The following is a 17,182-nucleotide window of genomic DNA, read 5'->3' as shown; positions in this document are numbered from 1 at the left end:
GCAATTCCAGGCCGGTATATTCAGCCGATGTCGGCGTGTGGAATAAGTGCCGAGGCCGGGCGGCGAGACCTGGCCTGGAAAGAGTTCCACGTCGCTCATGTAATGATTTCTCCGGCGGCGGTCACGGCGCCAATCTCTTTGCCCGCCGCATGGTGCTTGCGTAGGGCGGCGAGGAAGCCGGTGCGGGCACCGGGCTCCTCGATCCCGCGCGGCTCGTAGACATGGCGGGAAAAAAAGAAGCCGGTCAGCCGGAAGGCGTCCTCGATCGCCGCCGGATCGGCGCGCAGCCCGGAGCCGCGCTGCAGGAATTCGGGGAGCACCAGCATCTTGTCGCGCCATGGCGCGCCTGCGGCGCGCGACACGGCGCGCCCGGACTTCGGCGAGACATAGGCAAGGTCCTGCCTGGCGCCGGTCGCGGCACACTGGCTGAGATCGAGGCCGAAGCCGAGTTCGTCGAGAATCAGCAATTCGAAGCGCGCCACCAGCTCGCCGGCGGCGTCCGCATCGTCGAGATGGGCGATCATCACGGCCAGCGTCTCGTAGAGACCGTCATGCGCGTCGCGCTCGGGCAGCAGGCGCAGATGCGCCGCCATGGTCTGCAGCCCATAGATGGCGACGGCGCTGTCCATGAGCCGGGCGGCGTTCATCTCGATCGCCTCGGCCTGGAAGGTGCCCAGATGCTCGTCGAGTCGCGCCCGCCACAACAGGTCGACGCGGTTGCCGGGCTGCAGAACCGGCTGCTGCTTGCGCGAGCGGCCGCCGCGCACAAGGCCGAGGTGGCGGCCGTGCGCACGCGTCATGACCTCAAGAATGGCGCTGGTTTCGCCATGCTTGCGGGTGCCGAGAATAATTCCCTCGTCGCGCCATTCCATGAACGTAGCTTGTCATCGCTTCGGTGGCGAAATCAAGTTTTTCAGGCGCTGTGTGGGTGCCCTCCGCGGCGATCCGCGCGGAGGTGATCGGCAAGCACTTCATCGATCACGCGTCGCGACTTTTCAACCTCAATTGGATTGATGTCTATATGGCCGGCGACCGTAATCAGCGCTTTCCATAGCGTCCAGCCACGGCCTCGCGCCCAGGTTGCCTCATCGGCCTGAAGACCGGCGCGAAACACCTCTCGGCTTTTCCCTTCGAAGAGCGTCCACGCAATCGCCAAGTCGCACGAGGGATCGCCCACGCCTGAAGTTCCGAAGTCGATCACGGCGCTCAAAGCACCTTGCCTGACCAACAGGTTTCCCCAACTGACGTCGCCGTGGAACCAGACGGGCGCGCCGTGCCATGTCGCGGCAAGCGCCGCTTCCCACACCGCGCTCGCGGCGACCGTGTCGATCTTGCCGTCGAGGGTTGCAATTGCTTGCCGGGTCTCACCGTCATAGACGCTCAGTGGTCCGCCGCGAAAAAAATTGTGCTGCCCTGGCGCCGGTCCACCGGCGGGATCGATCCGTTGCAGGGCGACCAGGAACTGGGCCAGGCCGGCCGCGAATTGCGGCAGGCTGGCAATACGCTCCAGCGTCGCCGTCTCGCCTTCGATCCAGCGGTAGACGGACCAATGCCAGGGATAGTCATCGACCGGGGCTCCCATCGCCAGCGGGACAGGGACAGGCAGCGGCAGCAGAGGCGCAAGCCTTGGCAGCCAGCGATGTTCCTTTTCGACCTGCAAGGCATAGGCCGCCGCACTCGGCAGCCTCACCAGCATATGGTCTCCGAGATGAAAGGTCCTGTTGTCCCATCCGCCTGATGCAACCGGCCGGACAGCAAGATCCTTCCATCGGGGAAATTGCGTGGCGACCAACCGGCTCACGAGGGCTGTGTCGATAGTGACTTCTGGTTCGAGCATGATCTTTTCCGAAAACCGGCTCCCACTTTTCGGGAACATGCTCTAATGCGGAAAATCCAGCCCCATCTCGCGATAGCGCTCGGGGTCGTCGCCCCAGTTCTCGCGCACCTTGACGAACAGGAAAAGATGCACCTTCTGTTCAAGGATACCGGATATCTCCATGCGTGCCGCCTGGCCGATGGCACGGATCGTCTCGCCCTTGTGGCCGAGCACGATCTTCTTCTGGCTGTCACGCTCGACATAGATGGTCTGGTCGATGCGCACCGAGCCGTCCTTCTTCTCTTCCCATTTCTCGGTCTCGATATGGGAGGAATAGGGCAGTTCCTGATGCAGCCTGAGATAGAGCTTTTCTCGGGTGATCTCGGCCGCCAGCTGACGCATCGGCAAGTCGGAGATCTGGTCTTCCGGGTAATACCAGGGGCCGGCAGGCAGGGTTTCCGAGAGATAGTCGAGCACGTCCTTGCAGCCCGACCCGGTTAGCGCCGAGACCATGAAGGTGCGCTTGAACGGCACTCTTTCATTCGCTGCCGCGGACAGGGCCAGCAGCGCCTCGGGCTTGACCCGGTCGACCTTGTTGAGGATCAGCACCATCGGCTGGCGGACATCCTTCAGCCGTTCGAGGATCGCGTCGGCGTCGCCCCTGATGCCGCGCTCGGCGTCGATCAGCAGCAGCACGATGTCGGCGTCCTTGGCGCCGCCCCAGGCGGTCGTCACCATCGCCGTGTCCAACCGCCGCTTCGGCTTGAAGATGCCCGGCGTGTCGACGAAGACGATCTGTGCGTTATTGTGGATGGCGATGCCGCGCACGATGGCGCGCGTCGTCTGCACCTTGTGGGTGACGATCGACACCTTGGCGCCGACCAGTTGGTTGACCAGCGTCGATTTCCCCGCATTGGGCGCGCCGATCAACGCGACGAAGCCAGAATGCGTGGTGGCGGCTTCTGTTGCCGGCGGCGGGACGTCTTCGGTGGCGGTCATGCCGCGCTCCCCTTGTTTAGCCAGACGCCTTCGCGCAACAGCAGTGCGGTCGCGGCGGCTTGCTCGGCCTCGCGCTTGGAGCGCCCGCTGCCGCTCGCCGGCGGATAGGCGCCGACCTTGACGCTGACGGTGAACAGCGGATCGTGGTCCGGTCCCTCGCGGCTGTCAATTATGTAGACCGGCACGGCGCCTGCCGCCTGATGCGCCCATTCCTGCAGTTCGGTCTTGGCATCGCGGCGGGCGGCACCGATGGCCTGCGAGCGCGGCCGCCAGTATTTGTGGATGAAGGCGCGGGCCGCCTCCAGCCCGCCGTCGAGATAGAGCACGGCGATCAGCGATTCCAGCGCATCAGCCCGCAGATTGACGCGTTTGCGCCCGTCCAGGCCGCGTACGTCCGAGCCGGCACGGATCAGCTCCGGCAGGCCGATCTCCTCGGCGATGTCCGCCAGCACCTCGGCATTGACCAGCGCGTTGAGCCGGAGCGACAGCTCACCTTCGGCAGCATCAGGATACGCCGCCAGCAGCATGTCGGCGACGACCAGGCCGAGGACGCGGTCGCCCAGGAATTCGAAACGCTCATAGTCAATGCCGGCATGGCTGCTGCGGGCGCTGGCATGGGTCAGCGCGCGCTGCAAGCGCAGTCGATCGGCAAAGGCGTGGCCGGTGCGCTCCATGAGCGCTTCGGCGAGCGCGTCGACGGTCAGCCGTTTTGTCGCCACCATGACCTATTTGACGAAATGGAGCAGGCGCGACGCGCGCATCTGCGACGGCCATTTCCAGATTTCGAGCGGGCTGGCGCTGCCACCGATCGAGAAGAAGATGAGGTTGGCGCGACCGACCAGGTTCTCGTCGGGCACGAAACCGACGGTGAAGCGGCTGTCCGAGGAATTGTCTCTGTTGTCGCCCATCATGAAATAGTGGCCGGGCGGCACGTCGAACTCCTGGGTGTTGTCACCGATCGAGTTGGGTATCAGGTCGAGCGTGTCATAGCTGACGCCATTCGGCAATGTCTCGCGATAGACGTCGACCGGCCCGCTCTCCTCGGTGATGTCGCGATTGTCGATCTGCCCGACCTTCTGGCGCTGCACGCCGACGCCGTTGATGAAGAGCTGGCCATCCTTGACCTGGATCTTGTCGCCCGGCAGGCCGACGACGCGCTTGATGTAGTCGACGGAGGGGTCCGGCGGGAACTTGAACACCGCCACGTCGCCGCGCTTCGGCTCGGCGCCCCAGATGCGGCCCGAAAACAGGTCCGGCCCGAACGGCAGCGAATAGCGCGAGAAGCCATAGGACCATTTGGTGACGAAGAGATAGTCGCCTTCGAGCAAGGTCGGCCGCATCGACCCGGACGGTATAGAAAATGGCTGGAAAAGAAGCGTACGGATGACCAGAGCGAGCAACAGCGCCTGGACGATGACGCTGACGGTTTCGCCAAGCCCGCCGGATTTCTTCTGGGATTTTTCAGCCACGCTCATGTCGTCCTCGATTATGCGTTGGTTGGTATAGAGTCTCGGCGCGCGCTGGGCAACGTCATGCCGGTGGTCAGATGCGATCAATATGGCGCTTATTCGACGGGCATCGCCTCGATTATCACAAAGGCTTGAGCAAGCGGAAAATCATCGGTGATGGTGAGGTGGATCGCCGCTCTGTGCCCTTCAGGCAGGATCTTGTCCAACTGCGCCGCCGCCCCGCCGGTCAACGCCATGGTCGGCTTGCCGCTGGCCAGATTGACGACGCCCATGTCGCGCCAGAACACCCCTTGCGCCATACCGGTGCCCAGCGCCTTGGCGCAGGCCTCCTTGGCAGCAAAACGCTTGGCATAAGAGGCGGCGCGGGCGCCGCGGTTTTCGGAGCGGGCCTGTTCGACCTCGGTGTAGATACGCTGGATGAAGCGCTGGCCATGGCGCTCCAACGATTTTTCGATGCGTCTGATATCGATCAGGTCGCTGCCGATGCCAATGATCATTGAGCGGGAACTTCCCGTCCGGCCGTTCCAGCTCTGTTCGTCAGGCGCATGGAGCGCGAGAAAGAGCGGCGTGGCCATACATAGGTGCGCACCCGCTCGAGAAGACCATCAGGCTTGCGGCGTCGAAAAAGCACTCTGTCCCCGTCCTGATCCAATACGCCGGCCCCGGCCACCCGGTAGCGGGTCTTCAAGCACGCCGGAAGGCAATCATGGCTTCGATATAGCGACACCCAAGTCCCAAGACAACGAATCGCTGCCGCGATGGTCTGCCACAGGAGGTAACCAAATGCGACGGGTTCGCCTTGCCCCGAAGCAGCAAGTTGCATGGATGTCAGCTTGCGAGCGCCAAGCTTCAGCCGCAATCCTATACTGCGCGGCCGGCGTTGCCGGTCTCGAAAACCCAGCCGTCGGGGTAATCCTCGGCAAAGCCAGCCTCGGGAATGAGCAGCGTAGCACGGTATGGCACTGTGGGAGCCTCGTAGATGTACTCGGTCTCACTCACACGATGGTAGGTTTGCGGCAGAACAACCAAACTCGACACGCCAGCCACCAGCCAGGCCACCGGAAAATCCGCCTTGTCGCCGACCTTCAGGTTCATTCTGCGAATTTGTTGTAGGTTCGTCGCCGGCGTAAAGCTGTAGTCCAGATCCACCATCGACTGAACCGCCGGCTGCCGCTGCCCATTGACAGTCCAGCCGGTCTCGTTGCGGATTATTGTGAGATCAACTGACTGGGAACCGATGAACCCGCGAACGCTGCCGGATTTGGTCGTCCAATCTTCGGCCAGTTGCACAGCGTAGTCCAAACGTGCCGGGCCCGCATCCGACAGGTATACAGCGGCTCCATTCAAGTGCCAGCCGAGGTCTGTCTGCTTTAGCTGCACGACATCGTGCCCTGGTTCGTCCGTCCTGCGCCAGATAGCGAGTAGAGACATCTCTCACCTCTCGATGCGTTGTTCATCACCACGATCAATTTTTCGGCCGAGGTCGGATACGAGTTGCTGAAGGCTGCTCCCCAATATGACCAGGCTCACTCCGAGCAAGGCGACATCCTTGATCAGAAAGGCACCTAACCCGTTGAGGAAGGGAAACCCTCCGGAGCCCGTTTCCCAGATCGGCAGGGTGAGCATTGTCGAGGATGTCAGCGCGAAGATGACTGAGCCGATGGCACCCCCCACGAGGCCGGCCCAAACGCTGCGGACAGATGCTATCAGCAGAAGCGCTGTGACCAGTTCGACCACGCCCAGGAAGTAGGAGGCTCCCGCAAATCCGAATGCGGGATAGAGCCATGCCAGCCAAGGCGTATTCTCGACGAATGGCCTAAGCGCCTCGATCTCGATTGCAGTAAATTTCAAAATGCCGATCAACAGCAGAGGAAGCACCACCCCCAAAAGGGTTACCGCGCGACCGACGGCAGCAAGGTGGTAGCCAGCTTGATTGATGCGCGCCACGAACGGAGCGTTGGCGGTTGCAGAGGTAAACATGGCCTTCTCCTTTCGATTTGTATGCTCCAAGCATATAATAATTCGACCTTGATGTATATGCTCCGAGCATATATTTTTTGGCAATGACCGATTCCAGGATTGAAAATGTGATTGGCGCTCTAGCGCTCGCCTTTGCGGACATTTTGCAGCGGGACGCTCAGGCCAAAGCACCGGAGCCCGGCCCAGCGGCTTCCGCGATCACCCTCATTGGCCACGTACCGGGCCTGTCGATCGAGAGGCTGCGCCGCGCATTGTCACTGTCCCATTCGGGCACCGTCAGACTGGTCGATCGACTGGTCGCGGATGGATTGGCGGCTCGGTTCTCGGCGCCTGACGACCATCGCGCGGTAGCGCTAAGGCTCACTCCTCTGGGCGAGACGACCTGCAGTGCTATTCTTTCCGCTCGCCAGAAAGGGCTCGTGTCAGCGCTCGCTGTTCTAAGTCAGGAGGAGTTGCAGGAATTGGGTAATCTTGCCGCCAAGCTGTTGCGTGGGCTCGTCAGCACCGAGGACCATGCATACCGTATTTGCCGGCTCTGCAACTATACCGCTTGCCTTGACTGCCCTGTGGAAGCGGAACTGGCCTGAGCTGTGGCTTTGGCAAAACTAAAGCGCGTCGCACCTCGATGATGGCTGCGGCGGGCGTGAACACGGTTGCCCGCAAGCCGACTTGCCGATGCGCTCGTTCGCGCCGAAATTCCGGTTACCTGTTGTACCAGCTGATCTCGACGAGATTGCCGTCCGGATCGCGGAAATAGACGGACATCATCGGGCCAAGGGCTCCGATCCGCTCGACCGGCCCGACTTCTATCGCCACGCCATTGGCAGCCAGGCTGGCACATATCTCCGAGAGCGGGCGCGCGGCGACCAGGCAAAAATCCGCGGAGCCTGGCGTTGGCGCCTTGGCCTTCGGCTCGAAAGTGTGGCCTGCCTCATGCACATTGATCTTTTGCGTTCCAAACAGCAGCGCCGTCGGCCGGTCCGGCTCGTCGAGGCGCTTGAAGCCGAGCACGCGCTGATAGAAGGCGCAGGTGTCTTCGACGGAGCGAACGGTCAGCACGAAATGATCGATGCCGATAATCACGGTAGCGCCTCAGTTAATGTTTGTTTTAGCAGGTCGTGTCCCAAAACCGCTACGCACCCTCGGTTCAAGCCCCGGTTCAAGCCCAAGGCATGCTTTTAGGCGACATGCCTTAAATGTTGCGGCTGCCCGGCTTGACAGGCGGTATGGCGGCAAGCTCGGGCGGCAGCCTGTCGGCCGGGTAGGCCGGAACCTCATATTCGGCGAGCGCGATCAGTGGCACGCCGACATCGGTCTTGCCGGCCGAGCGGTCGATGATGCAGGCAGCGGCAACCACCTCGGCGCCAAGCGCGCGCAGGCAGTCGATGGTCTCGCGGATCGACAGGCCGGTGGTGACGATGTCCTCGACGATGACGACGCGCGACCCGCTGGCGATCTCGAAGCGGCGGAGCCTGAACTCGCCCGCTTCCCGCTCGACCCAGATCGCCGGTGCGCCAAGATGGCGCGAGGTTTCGTAAGCCGGGATCAGCCCGCCGATCGCCGGGCCGACGACGTAATCGATCCTGCCGGACACAGCAGCGCGGATTTTTTGGGCGAGCGCCTTGCACAGGCGCTCGGTCTTGTCGGCATGCATGAAGACCCGCGCCTTCTGCAGGAAGACCGGGCTACGCAAGCCCGATGTCAGGATGAAATGCCCTTCGAGAACGGCACCGGCTTCACGGAAAACGCCCAGCACTTCATCGGTGTTCATTGTTCGCTCCGACCATGGTGAATGGTGAATGGTGAATAGTCAGTAGTCGGCAGTGAGAGCGCCCTTCTTTCACTATTCACTATTCACTATTCACTATTCACTATTCACTATTCACTATTCACTATTCACTATTCACTATTCACTACTCTCGCCATTCACCCATTCACCCGCCGTGCGTCGCTGACGCTCGAATTGTCCTTGAGCTGCGACAGCAGCCGGTTCAGGTGCTTCAGGTCCCAGACTTCGAGATCGATCAGCATTTCGGTGAAATCAGGCGCGGTGCGCACCATCGACAATGTATGGATGTTGGCGTCGTTGGATGCAACGACCTGCGCAATGTCGGCCAGCGAGCCCGGCGCGTTGATGGCGGTGACCGAGACGCGCGCCGGAAACCGCTCCTTGGTGCGCTCGTCAATGTCCCAGCGCACGTCGATCCAGCGTTCTGGCTGGTCGTCGAAGGCCTGCAGCGCCGGCGACTGGATCGGATAGATGGTGATGCCGGTCCCCGGCTGCACGATGCCGACGATGCGGTCGCCGGGCACGGCACCTTCCGGCGCGAAGCGCACCGGCAGGTCGCCGCGCACGCCGCGGATCGGTACGGCGCCGTCCCTTGGTTGGTCCTTGTCCTTGCGTGCGGCGCGGCCCGGAATCTGGAACAGCATGCCGGCGGCGTTGCGGATCTTCGACCAGCCCTCCTCGCGCTGCTTGGGCGCCGCCAGCGTGATGCGCTCGTCCTTGTAGTCGGGAAACACCGCCTTGATGACATCGGTAGAGGCAAGTTCGCCGCGGCCGACAGAGGCCAGCACATCCTCGATGTCCTTGCGTGCCAGCCGATGAAGCACCGATTTCAAGCTTTCCTTGGTAAAAATTTTGCCTGACCGTTCGAAAGCACGTTCCAGTATGCGGATGCCGAGACCCGAATACTGCTTGCGGATGGCGTTCTTGGTGGCGCGGCGGATCGCCGAGCGCGCCTTGCCGGTGACGACGACCGATTCCCATGCCGCCGGCGGCACCTGCGCCTTGGAGCGGATGATCTCGACCTCGTCGCCATTCTTCAGTTCGGTCATCAGCGGCATGATGCGGCCGTTGACCTTGGCGCCGACGCAGGTGTCACCGACATCGGTGTGCACGGCGTAGGCGAAATCGATCGGCGTCGCGCCTCGCGGCAGCGCGATCAGCATGCCCTTGGGCGTGAAGCAGAAAACCTGGTCCTGGAACAACTCGAGCTTGGTGTTTTCGAGGAAGTCCTCGGGATTGTCGCCTTCGGCAAGCTGCTCGATGGTGCGCCGCAGCCAGGCATAGGCGTTGGTCTCCTTCGAGATCGCATGGGCAGTGCCGTTCACCTTGCCGCCGCTGTCCTTGTAGATAGAATGCGCGGCAACGCCATATTCGGCGATCTTGTTCATCTGATAGGTGCGGATCTGCAGCTCGACGCGCTGGCGCGACGGTCCGACGATGGTGGTGTGGATCGAACGGTAGTCGTTCTGCTTCGGCGTCGAGATGTAGTCCTTGAAGCGGCCGGGCACCATCGACCATGTCGTGTGGATGGCGCCGAGCGCCCGGTAGCAGTCCTCGACAGTATCGACGACGACGCGAAAGCCGAAAATGTCGGACAGCTGCTCGAAGGACAGCGCCTTGGCCTCCATCTTGCGGAACACCGACCACGGCTTCTTCTGACGGCTCTTGACCTCGGCCTTGATCGCATATTTGTCGAACAGCGTGGATAGCGCCTTCTCGATCTCGGACAGCACATCCTTGTTGCGCTCGAAGATTTCCGCGAGCCGCGCGGTGACGGCGCGGTAGGCTTCCGGATTGATGAAGCGGAAGGCGATCTCCTCGAGCTCCTCGCGCATGCCTTGCATGCCCATGCGCCCGGCCAGCGGCGCATAGATATCCATCGTTTCCTCGGCGATGCGCAGGCGCTTGGCTTCGGGGACATGGTCGAGGGTGCGCATGTTATGCAAGCGGTCGGCAAGCTTGACCAGAAGCACGCGAACGTCTTCTGATATCGCCAGCAACAGCTTGCGCAGGTTTTCCGCCTGCTCGGCCTTCTTGGAGACGAGGTCGAGTTTCTTCAGCTTGGTCAGGCCTTCGACCAGTTTGCCCATTTCCGGACCGAACAGCTCGTCGATCTCGGCCCTGGTCGCCGTGGTGTCCTCGATGGTGTCGTGCAGCAAGGCAACCGCGATGGTCGCCTCATCCATGTGCATTTCGGTGAGGATGGCGGCGACTTCGAGCGGATGCGAGAAATAGGGATCGCCGGAGGCGCGCTTCTGGTGACCATGCTTCTGCATGGCGTAGACATAGGCCTTGTTGAGCAGCGCCTCGTTGACGTCAGGCTTGTAGCGCTGGACGCGCTCGACAAGCTCATACTGACGCATCATGGGCGGGATCTCGCAGTGCAGAAATGAATCATGCGCCGCACTGGCGTACGGCGCATGTCATAGATAACCACGAAACCGCCGGCGCGAAAGTGTCGGCGGCCGGTGGGAAGATCAATAATCGTCGCTTTTTTCCGGCGGCACCAGACCTTCGATGCCGGCCAGGAGGTCTTCCTCGGTCATGCGGTCGAAGGTGATGTTGTCCTCGGTGTCGTCGGCGTCAGTTGCCGCAGCGGCGGTACCGGTCTGGTCGGCGATCGCCTCGCCGTCGGCTTCCGGCTCATCGACCTCGACATGCTTCTGCAGCGAGTGGATCAGGTCTTCCTTGAGGTCGTCGGGCGACAATGTCTCCTCGGCGATCTCGCGCAGCGCGATGACCGGATTCTTGTCGTTGTCACGAGGAACGGTGATCTGCGCGCCCTGGCTGATCTGACGGGCGCGGTGGCCGGCCAGAAGCACGAGCTCGAAGCGGTTGTTGACCTTGTCGATGCAATCTTCAACGGTTACGCGGGCCATGAGCTGCCCCTTTCATGCCTGGATTTGATGGAAAACAGGCGCGGTCCATAACCCGAACGCCGCCAAAATACAAGCTTTTTGGCAGTGCCGGACAATGCCGGGCCTGGGGGCCTGGGCCCGGGGTCTGGCCAAGGCCAGTCTGGGCGCGCGCCGCCTGCGACATGCGGCACCGATCACAATTGCTTGCTATGCAGCATCATACCCTTGGATTGCCGTAAAACCGGCGTTATCTCGAATGACGAAGGTCAGCCGGTTATTTCAAGCTGACCGATAGTCACGCGCATTTAGACGACCGCATATTTTCGAAAAGGAATATTTCCATGTTCGACCCTCGTGAGAAAATCGCCCTTTTCATCGACGGTGCCAATCTTTACGCCACGTCGCGCGCGCTCGGCTTCGACATCGACTACCGCAGGCTTTTGTCGAACTTCCAGAAGCGCGGCTACCTGCTGCGTGCCTACTACTACACCGCGCTGGTCGAGGACCAGGAATATTCCTCGATCCGGCCGCTGATCGATTGGCTCGACTATAATGGCTTCAAGGTGGTGACCAAGCCGGCCAAGGAGTTCACCGACTCGACCGGCCGCCGCAAGATCAAGGGCAATATGGACATCGAGCTGACCGTCGATGCGCTGGAACTCGCCGATGTCGTCGACCACTATGTCATCTTTTCCGGCGACGGCGATTTCCGCACGCTGGTCGAGGCGCTGCAGCGGCGCGGGCGCAAGGTCTCGATCGTCTCGACCATGGCTTCGCAGCCGCCGATGATTTCCGACGATCTGCGCCGCCAGGCCGATCATTTCATCGACCTGATTACCTTGAAGAGCGATGTCGGCCGCGATCCGTCCGAGCGGCCGGTGCGCCGGCCCGAACCGGCCGAAGTCGACGAGGACGAGTATTGACGGCGGCGGTCTTGACCGCTCCCCTGGTCGCGTCCTCCGAGCCCGACCGCGATTGCCCGCTCTGCCCGCGGCTGCATGATTTTATCGCGCAATGGCGGCAGCGCGAGCCGTCCTGGTTCAATGCACCAGTGCCGACCTTTCTGCCACCCGAGGGCGAGGATGCGGTGCGGCTGCTGATCGTCGGACTGGCGCCGGGCCTGCGCGGCGCAAACCGCACCGGACGCCCCTTCACCGGCGATTTTGCCGGCGACCTGCTCTACAACACGCTGATCGCACACGGCTTTGCCCGTGGCCAATTCAAGGCGCGGCCCGATGACGGGCTGGAGCTTGTCGGCACGGCGATTACCAATGCAGTTCGCTGCGTGCCGCCGGACAACAAGCCGGCCGGCGCCGAGATTGCCACCTGCCGGACGTTCCTGGTGCCGACGATCGCGCGGTTCAAGAACCTGCGCGCGGTGCTGGCGCTGGGCTCGATCGCGCACCAGTCGACCGTGCGGGCGCTCGGCCAGCGTGTCGCCGCTTATCCGTTCAAGCATGGCGGGCAGCAGCAAACCAATGGCGTGACGCTGTTTTCCAGCTATCATTGCTCGCGCTACAACACCAACACCGGCGTGCTGACGGAAGCAATGTTCGTCAACGTCGTCAGGGAGATAGCGGCGTTTCTGGAGAGATAGATTCGGGCGGTGACGCAAACAGCTCGGCCAATTTCTCCGGCCCGCCCTGAAGCACATTCAGATCGACATCCCCGGTGATGCCGTCGACGCGACCGCTGTCGTGGTACTGCCAATAGATCCAGTCGTCATGACCTGGCTGCAGCGCCAGCGAACGAACCCAGCGCGGGCGGCCGACGATCTGGCTGGTATAGGCCCGTGCCGCGTCGTCGGTCACGTAAAGGATCGCCGTCTTGCCGAAAGCTGCCTCGACAGGGCCGAGGAAAGCCGAGAGTTCAACGCTCAATTCTTCGGGCGATGGCCGTCGCGGGCAATTGCCGACGAATTCGATATCAACCACCGGCGGCAGCAGCGCTTGATCGCTCGGCACGACGGAGATGAAATTCTTCGCCTGATCGGCGCCAGGCCGGCAGAAGGTGAAGAAATGATAGGCGCCGGCCGCCAGACCAGCCGCACGCGCCTCACGCAGATTGGCCGCGAAGGCATCGTCGACGTGGTCGCCGCCTTCAGTTGCCTTGATGATGGCGAAGGCGACATCGTCGGCGGCAACACGCCGCCAGTCGATCTGTCGCTGGTGATGGGAAACGTCGATGCCCCTGACCGGATATTTGCCGCGGTCCGGAGAAAACGGCTGGAAGTAGAAATAGCCGGCGGCCGTGACAAGGCACGCCAGGATCAGGCTGGCCGCACCCCAAAGGACAATTCGGTTCCTCATCCGGTTCTTCAAAAGAGTGGCTCCCGGCCTACCCACGCTCCTTCAGCAGCCGGCCCTTTTCGCGCGACCAGTCGCGCTGCTTTTCGGTCTCGCGCTTGTCGTGCAGTTTCTTGCCACGGCCGACGGCGAGCACAAGCTTCGCCCGGCCCTTTTCATTGAAATAGATTTTTAGCGGCACCAGCGTCATGCCTTCGCGATCGACACTCTGCGACAGCTTGGCCATCTCGCGCTTGTTGAGCAGGAGTTTGCGGCGCCGGCGCGGCTCATGGTTGAAGCGGTTGGCCTGCAGATATTCCGGCAGATAGGAGTTGATCAGCCAGATCTCGCCGCCCTCGACCGAGGCGTAGCTGTCCTGGATGTTGGCCTGGCCCTGGCGCAGCGACTTCACCTCGGTGCCGGTCAGCACCAAGCCGGCCTCGATCGTGTCGAGCACCTCGTAGGAAAACCGCGCCTTGCGGTTTTCCGCAACGGTCTTGTTGTTGGGATCGGCTTTTCTGACCTGGTTCATGATGCGGCGAGGTGGCGCCTTATCCTTAGTTTATCAAGCCGGCGTGCTTCATCGCCGCATCGATCTTTTCGGCGGTCGACTGCTCGACGGTGACCAGCGGCGAACGCAGCACGTTCTCGACCTTGCCGAGCTTCGACAGCGCATATTTCGCGCCGGACACGCCGGGTTCCAGGAAAATCGCCTTGTGCAGCGGCAGCAGGCGGTCCTGCAAGTCCAGCGCCTTGGCGCTGTCGCCGGAAAGCGTCGCCTCCTGGAATTCGGCGCACAGCCGCGGCGCGACATTCGCCGTCACCGAGATGCAGCCGACGCCGCCATGGGCGTTGAAACCGAGTGCCGAGGCGTCCTCGCCGGAAAGCTGGATGAAATCCTTGCCACAGGTGGCACGCTGCTCGGAAACCCGCTCGACCTTGCCGGTGGCGTCCTTGACGCCGACGATGTTCTTGAAGTCATGCACCAGCTGGCCCATCGTCTCGGGCATCATGTCGATCACCGAGCGCGGCGGAATGTTGTAGATGATGATCGGCAGGCTGGTCGCCTTGGCGACGGCAGCGAAATGCGCATAGAGGCCGCGCTGCGTCGGCCGGTTGTAGTAGGGCGTGACGACGAGTGCCGCGTCGGCGCCGGCCTTCTCGGCATATTGCACCAGGCCAACCGCCTCCTCGGTGTTGTTGGAGCCGGCGCCGGCGACGACCGGAACGCGGCCCTTTGCCATCTCGACGCACACTTTGACGACGTGGCGGTGCTCGTCATGCGACAGCGTCGGCGACTCGCCGGTGGTGCCGACCGGAACCACGCCGGTCGTGCCTTCAGCGATCTGCCAGGCAATGAAGGCGCGAAACGCTTTCTCGTCGAAACGGCCGCTCTTTTCGAACGGTGTCACGAGCGCGGTAAGCGAGCCTCTCAGCATGTCGTCCAACTCCTTGGGACTGGCGCACGAGCCCGAAAATCGGAGCCGATTCACGGAAAGATCATGCGCCAAATTTTAAGTGCCACAGCGTTCTTTGCGCGTCCGAGACGACGCGCGGCGCTGCAGGTGTTTTGTCGTGCGCGCCTTCTAGCCGAAAGCGAAGCGGCGCACCATAGTCTCGACATTGTTGCGCGGCAAGCATGACAAGAATGCCAGCAAGCGCAATTTTGAACGACTTCGATAGCCCCGTTTACAGGCTCTTCACCACACCCAACTAGGCTTCAGTTGATCTGTGCCTGTTGGTGATTGTGCAAGACAGGAAATGATGAAGACGATGCCGACCCGGCAGCCTCATTTTTTCGCGCTGCTTGGCGCAATTCTCCTGCTGACGCCGACCGCCGCCGGCAAAGTCGATGCACAGGTCACGTCGACCATTCCGAAGCCAAACCTGCTTGATACCGGCCTGCAGGGTCCAGAATCCCCTCTCGCCAGCGTCGCCAGGTTGAAAAGCGGCCTCGATGCGCTGGCGGCAAACGACATTGCCGGTGCGCGCCAGGTGCGCGACACCCTGCCGGTCAATTCGCTTGACCAGCACATCCTTGCCTGGGCGATCGCGTTCTATGGCGGCGACAGGGTGCCAAGCGGTGACATCGCCGATGCTGCGAAAATGCTGCCGAACTGGCCGGGCATGATCGCCTTGCGCAAGAACAGCGAGCGCGCGCTCTACCGCGAGAACCCCGCGCCTGAGATCGTGGTGCAGGCATTCGGCGGCAGCCAGCCGCAAACAGCCGAGGGCGTGGTGATCCTCGCCCGCTCCTATGTGTCGCAGGGCAACGTCCAGGCGGCGCGCTCGGTGCTGTCGCCTTTCTGGCGCACCGAGAAACTGCAAGCCAGGGACGAGGCGGCGATCATCCAGGAATTCGGCACGCTGATCCCCGCAGCCGACCACCGTTTCCGCATGGAGCGCATGTTTTATGCCGACCGGGTCAATTCGGCGCTGCGCGTCGCCGGCCTTGCCGGCGCCCGGCAGCTGGCCGACGCCTGGGCCGCGGCGGACAAGGGCGACAAAAATGCGGGCGACAAGAATGCGGGCGACAAGAGCGCGGCCAGACTGCTGAAGGCGGTGCCCGGCGCGCAGCGTTCGGCCGGCTATCTCTTCGCCCAAGCCCAATATCTGCGCAAGCAGCAGAAGTTTTCCGACGCCGCCGCAATGGTGATGAAGGCGCCGAGCGACCGCAGCGCTCTGATCGACCCGGATGCCTGGTGGGCCGAGCGCCGGGTGCTGTCGCGCGAACTGGTCGACCAGGGCGACATGAAGACCGCCTACAGGATAGTCGCCGCACACGCCGGCGAAACTGCTGCCAACGTGGCGGATGCGGAGTTTCATGCCGGCTGGTACGCATTGCGCGGCCTCAACGATCCCACCACCGCTGCCAAGCATTTTGAGCGGATCGCCGGTCTCGCCCAGGGGCCGATATCGCTGTCGCGCGCCTACTACTGGCTCGGCCGTACGGCCGAAGCCGGCGGCCCCGGCAGCGCCAGGGATTATTTTAGCCGTGCCGCAGGTTACGGCACGACGTTCTACGGCCAGCTCGCCGGCGAGCGCGTCGGCCGGCAGGTCCTCAACATCGCCCATCCGCAGCCGAGCGCCACCGATCACCGGAATTTTTCCAGCCGCGAGGCGGTCAGCGCCATCAAGCGACTGCAGCAGGCGGGCTATCAGCGCTACGCCGACACGCTTTACCGCGACCTCGCCGGACAGCTGAGCAGTCCCGGAGAGCTGGCGCTGCTGGCCGCGATGGCGGAAAAGCAGGGCAATCACTTCCTGGCACTGAAAGTCGGCAAGATCGCCGGCGCGCGCGGCATCGATGTCGGGGCGCTTTCGCATCCGCTCGGCGTCATTCCCGAGACCGCCAATATTTCCGGCTCCGGCAAGGCGCTGGCCTATGCGATCGCCCGCCAGGAAAGCGAGTTCAACATCGGCGCCGTCTCCAGCGCCGGCGCACGTGGGCTGCTGCAGCTGATGCCGGCGACCGCCAGGCAATTGGCTGACAAGGCCGGAATGACCTTCTCGCAGGCGCGGCTGACCACCGACGCCGGCTACAACGCGACCTTGGGCGCCGCCTTCCTCGGCGAGCAGCTCGGCCGCTTCGACGGCTCATATGTGCTGACCTTCGCCGGCTACAATGCCGGCCCCGGCCGCGCAGCCCAGTGGGTGGCCAGATATGGCGACCCGCGCGGCAAGGACATCGACGCCGTCGTCGACTGGATCGAGCGGATTCCCTATACCGAAACAAGAAGTTACGTCCAGCGCGTGATGGAGAATTACGAAGTCTATAAGATGCGCATTTCCGGCAAGTACGACATTGTCGGGGATTTGGTGAACGGGCGGAGTTGATCCGTTCGGGCGAAGGCTGGCTTGGCGAAGCACCCCCCTCTGCCCTGCCGGGCATCTCCCCCTCAAGGGGGGAGATTGGCAGTTTCACTGGCGGCGCCTTCCTTATCAGCGTTGGCGATTGGCGAAAAGCAAACGGACAGCCAATCTCC

Annotated in this window: 19 protein-coding genes; 4 read left to right on the top strand and 15 right to left on the bottom strand. The window is 62.5% G+C overall.

The features are described 5' to 3' along the window. Positions 1-95 precede the first annotated feature (95 nt). From recO to AC0L2K_RS12500, 8 genes are all read right to left on the bottom strand, one after another. The gene (recO, locus tag AC0L2K_RS12535; RefSeq protein WP_473531485.1) at positions 96-872 is read right to left on the bottom strand and encodes a DNA repair protein RecO; all 777 of its coding nucleotides are present in this window, start codon (positions 870-872) and stop codon (positions 96-98) included. Positions 873-913: 41 nt separating this feature from the next. Then, complete coding sequence (locus AC0L2K_RS12530) at positions 914-1,837, bottom strand: aminoglycoside phosphotransferase family protein (RefSeq protein WP_128170821.1); 924 nt, start codon at positions 1,835-1,837, stop codon at positions 914-916. A 42-nt stretch (positions 1,838-1,879) separates the two neighbouring features. Further along, positions 1,880-2,815 (bottom strand): GTPase Era, encoded by a 936-nt coding sequence (gene era, locus AC0L2K_RS12525; protein WP_023800762.1) that lies wholly within the window; start codon positions 2,813-2,815, stop codon positions 1,880-1,882. Then, positions 2,812-3,537: a ribonuclease III gene (gene rnc / locus AC0L2K_RS12520; protein ID WP_128170822.1), complete on the bottom strand. Its 726-nt coding sequence runs from the start codon at positions 3,535-3,537 to the stop codon at positions 2,812-2,814. The genes era and rnc overlap by 4 nt, the downstream gene beginning before the upstream one ends. 3 nt (positions 3,538-3,540) lie before the next feature. After that, positions 3,541-4,290 (bottom strand): signal peptidase I, encoded by a 750-nt coding sequence (gene lepB, locus AC0L2K_RS12515; protein WP_287064369.1) that lies wholly within the window; start codon positions 4,288-4,290, stop codon positions 3,541-3,543. An 89-nt stretch (positions 4,291-4,379) separates the two neighbouring features. Beyond that, positions 4,380-4,781, bottom strand: coding sequence for a holo-ACP synthase (gene acpS / locus AC0L2K_RS12510; RefSeq protein WP_023800765.1), 402 nt, complete (start codon positions 4,779-4,781; stop codon positions 4,380-4,382). 364 nt (positions 4,782-5,145) lie between these two features. Continuing rightward, a complete protein-coding gene (locus AC0L2K_RS12505; protein ID WP_473531484.1) occupies positions 5,146-5,715 on the bottom strand; it encodes a putative glycolipid-binding domain-containing protein in 570 nt (189 codons plus the stop codon). A gap of 3 nt (positions 5,716-5,718) precedes the next feature. Continuing rightward, positions 5,719-6,264 (bottom strand): DUF417 family protein, encoded by a 546-nt coding sequence (locus tag AC0L2K_RS12500; protein ID WP_128171001.1) that lies wholly within the window; start codon positions 6,262-6,264, stop codon positions 5,719-5,721. Positions 6,265-6,347: 83 nt separating this feature from the next. Between AC0L2K_RS12500 and AC0L2K_RS12495 the strand changes: the two genes are divergently transcribed. Further along, the gene (locus tag AC0L2K_RS12495; RefSeq protein WP_473531542.1) at positions 6,348-6,851 is read left to right on the top strand and encodes a MarR family winged helix-turn-helix transcriptional regulator; all 504 of its coding nucleotides are present in this window, start codon (positions 6,348-6,350) and stop codon (positions 6,849-6,851) included. 115 nt (positions 6,852-6,966) lie between these two features. Here the strand turns inward: AC0L2K_RS12495 and AC0L2K_RS12490 are convergent, their stop codons facing one another. The 4 genes from AC0L2K_RS12490 to rpoZ all read right to left on the bottom strand — a co-directional run bounded on the left by AC0L2K_RS12490 (position 6,967) and on the right by rpoZ (position 10,932). Next, a complete protein-coding gene (locus AC0L2K_RS12490) occupies positions 6,967-7,347 on the bottom strand; it encodes a VOC family protein (RefSeq protein ID WP_473531483.1) in 381 nt (126 codons plus the stop codon). Positions 7,348-7,456: 109 nt separating this feature from the next. Then, the gene (gene pyrE / locus AC0L2K_RS12485; protein ID WP_023800770.1) at positions 7,457-8,035 is read right to left on the bottom strand and encodes an orotate phosphoribosyltransferase; all 579 of its coding nucleotides are present in this window, start codon (positions 8,033-8,035) and stop codon (positions 7,457-7,459) included. 155 nt (positions 8,036-8,190) lie between these two features. Beyond that, positions 8,191-10,419: a RelA/SpoT family protein gene (locus tag AC0L2K_RS12480; protein ID WP_023800771.1), complete on the bottom strand. Its 2,229-nt coding sequence runs from the start codon at positions 10,417-10,419 to the stop codon at positions 8,191-8,193. Between the two features lie 111 nt (positions 10,420-10,530). Then, positions 10,531-10,932, bottom strand: a complete 402-nt coding sequence (gene rpoZ / locus AC0L2K_RS12475; RefSeq protein WP_023800772.1) for a DNA-directed RNA polymerase subunit omega — start codon at positions 10,930-10,932, stop codon at positions 10,531-10,533. A gap of 320 nt (positions 10,933-11,252) precedes the next feature. Here rpoZ and AC0L2K_RS12470 point away from each other — a divergent pair, with 320 nt between their 5' ends. Both AC0L2K_RS12470 and AC0L2K_RS12465 read left to right on the top strand, forming a co-directional pair. Then, the gene (locus tag AC0L2K_RS12470) at positions 11,253-11,834 is read left to right on the top strand and encodes a LabA-like NYN domain-containing protein (RefSeq protein WP_023800773.1); all 582 of its coding nucleotides are present in this window, start codon (positions 11,253-11,255) and stop codon (positions 11,832-11,834) included. Continuing rightward, positions 11,831-12,508 (top strand): uracil-DNA glycosylase, encoded by a 678-nt coding sequence (locus tag AC0L2K_RS12465; protein WP_473531482.1) that lies wholly within the window; start codon positions 11,831-11,833, stop codon positions 12,506-12,508. Before AC0L2K_RS12470 ends, AC0L2K_RS12465 begins: the two co-directional genes overlap by 4 nt. Here AC0L2K_RS12465 and AC0L2K_RS12460 read toward each other — a convergent pair. From AC0L2K_RS12460 to dapA, 3 genes are read right to left on the bottom strand one after another with little or no spacing between them, the layout of a single operon-like run. Continuing rightward, positions 12,477-13,220 carry a GH25 family lysozyme gene (locus AC0L2K_RS12460; RefSeq protein WP_473531481.1) on the bottom strand — a complete coding sequence of 248 codons (744 nt, stop codon included), beginning with the start codon at positions 13,218-13,220 and terminating at the stop codon, positions 12,477-12,479. The two genes, AC0L2K_RS12465 and AC0L2K_RS12460, sit on opposite strands and share 32 nt — an antisense overlap. A 28-nt stretch (positions 13,221-13,248) precedes the next feature. Further along, a complete protein-coding gene (gene smpB, locus AC0L2K_RS12455; RefSeq protein WP_023800776.1) occupies positions 13,249-13,728 on the bottom strand; it encodes an SsrA-binding protein SmpB in 480 nt (159 codons plus the stop codon). A 25-nt stretch (positions 13,729-13,753) separates the two neighbouring features. Then, entirely contained in the window at positions 13,754-14,635 is an 882-nt protein-coding gene (dapA, locus tag AC0L2K_RS12450) for a 4-hydroxy-tetrahydrodipicolinate synthase (protein ID WP_473509938.1), read from the bottom strand. 334 nt (positions 14,636-14,969) lie between these two features. Here dapA and AC0L2K_RS12445 point away from each other — a divergent pair, with 334 nt between their 5' ends. Next, positions 14,970-17,033, top strand: coding sequence for a lytic transglycosylase domain-containing protein (locus tag AC0L2K_RS12445; protein ID WP_473531541.1), 2,064 nt, complete (start codon positions 14,970-14,972; stop codon positions 17,031-17,033). Positions 17,034-17,182: the final 149 nt, after the last annotated feature.

It is taken from the genome of Mesorhizobium sp. WSM4817, assembly GCF_055811135.1.
This window is presented reverse-complemented; position numbering and strand designations above follow the sequence as displayed.

Excerpts from the sequence above, each read along its gene's own strand:
- AC0L2K_RS12505 (WP_473531484.1), bottom strand. The coding sequence starts at position 5,715 with ATGTCTCTACTCGCTATCTGGCGCAGGACGGACGAACCAGGGCACGAT.
- dapA (WP_473509938.1), bottom strand. The coding sequence starts at position 14,635 with ATGCTGAGAGGCTCGCTTACCGCGCTCGTGACACCGTTCGAAAAGAGC.
- AC0L2K_RS12530 (WP_128170821.1), bottom strand. The coding sequence starts at position 1,837 with ATGCTCGAACCAGAAGTCACTATCGACACAGCCCTCGTGAGCCGGTTG.
- smpB (WP_023800776.1), bottom strand. The coding sequence starts at position 13,728 with ATGAACCAGGTCAGAAAAGCCGATCCCAACAACAAGACCGTTGCGGAA.
- era (WP_023800762.1), bottom strand. The coding sequence starts at position 2,815 with ATGACCGCCACCGAAGACGTCCCGCCGCCGGCAACAGAAGCCGCCACC.
- acpS (WP_023800765.1), bottom strand. The coding sequence starts at position 4,781 with ATGATCATTGGCATCGGCAGCGACCTGATCGATATCAGACGCATCGAA.
- AC0L2K_RS12495 (WP_473531542.1), top strand. The coding sequence starts at position 6,348 with ATGACCGATTCCAGGATTGAAAATGTGATTGGCGCTCTAGCGCTCGCC.
- rnc (WP_128170822.1), bottom strand. The coding sequence starts at position 3,537 with ATGGTGGCGACAAAACGGCTGACCGTCGACGCGCTCGCCGAAGCGCTC.
- pyrE (WP_023800770.1), bottom strand. The coding sequence starts at position 8,035 with ATGAACACCGATGAAGTGCTGGGCGTTTTCCGTGAAGCCGGTGCCGTT.
- recO (WP_473531485.1), bottom strand. The coding sequence starts at position 872 with ATGGAATGGCGCGACGAGGGAATTATTCTCGGCACCCGCAAGCATGGC.
- AC0L2K_RS12445 (WP_473531541.1), top strand. The coding sequence starts at position 14,970 with ATGCCGACCCGGCAGCCTCATTTTTTCGCGCTGCTTGGCGCAATTCTC.
- AC0L2K_RS12500 (WP_128171001.1), bottom strand. The coding sequence starts at position 6,264 with ATGTTTACCTCTGCAACCGCCAACGCTCCGTTCGTGGCGCGCATCAAT.
- AC0L2K_RS12460 (WP_473531481.1), bottom strand. The coding sequence starts at position 13,220 with ATGAGGAACCGAATTGTCCTTTGGGGTGCGGCCAGCCTGATCCTGGCG.
- lepB (WP_287064369.1), bottom strand. The coding sequence starts at position 4,290 with ATGAGCGTGGCTGAAAAATCCCAGAAGAAATCCGGCGGGCTTGGCGAA.
- AC0L2K_RS12470 (WP_023800773.1), top strand. The coding sequence starts at position 11,253 with ATGTTCGACCCTCGTGAGAAAATCGCCCTTTTCATCGACGGTGCCAAT.
- rpoZ (WP_023800772.1), bottom strand. The coding sequence starts at position 10,932 with ATGGCCCGCGTAACCGTTGAAGATTGCATCGACAAGGTCAACAACCGC.
- AC0L2K_RS12480 (WP_023800771.1), bottom strand. The coding sequence starts at position 10,419 with ATGATGCGTCAGTATGAGCTTGTCGAGCGCGTCCAGCGCTACAAGCCT.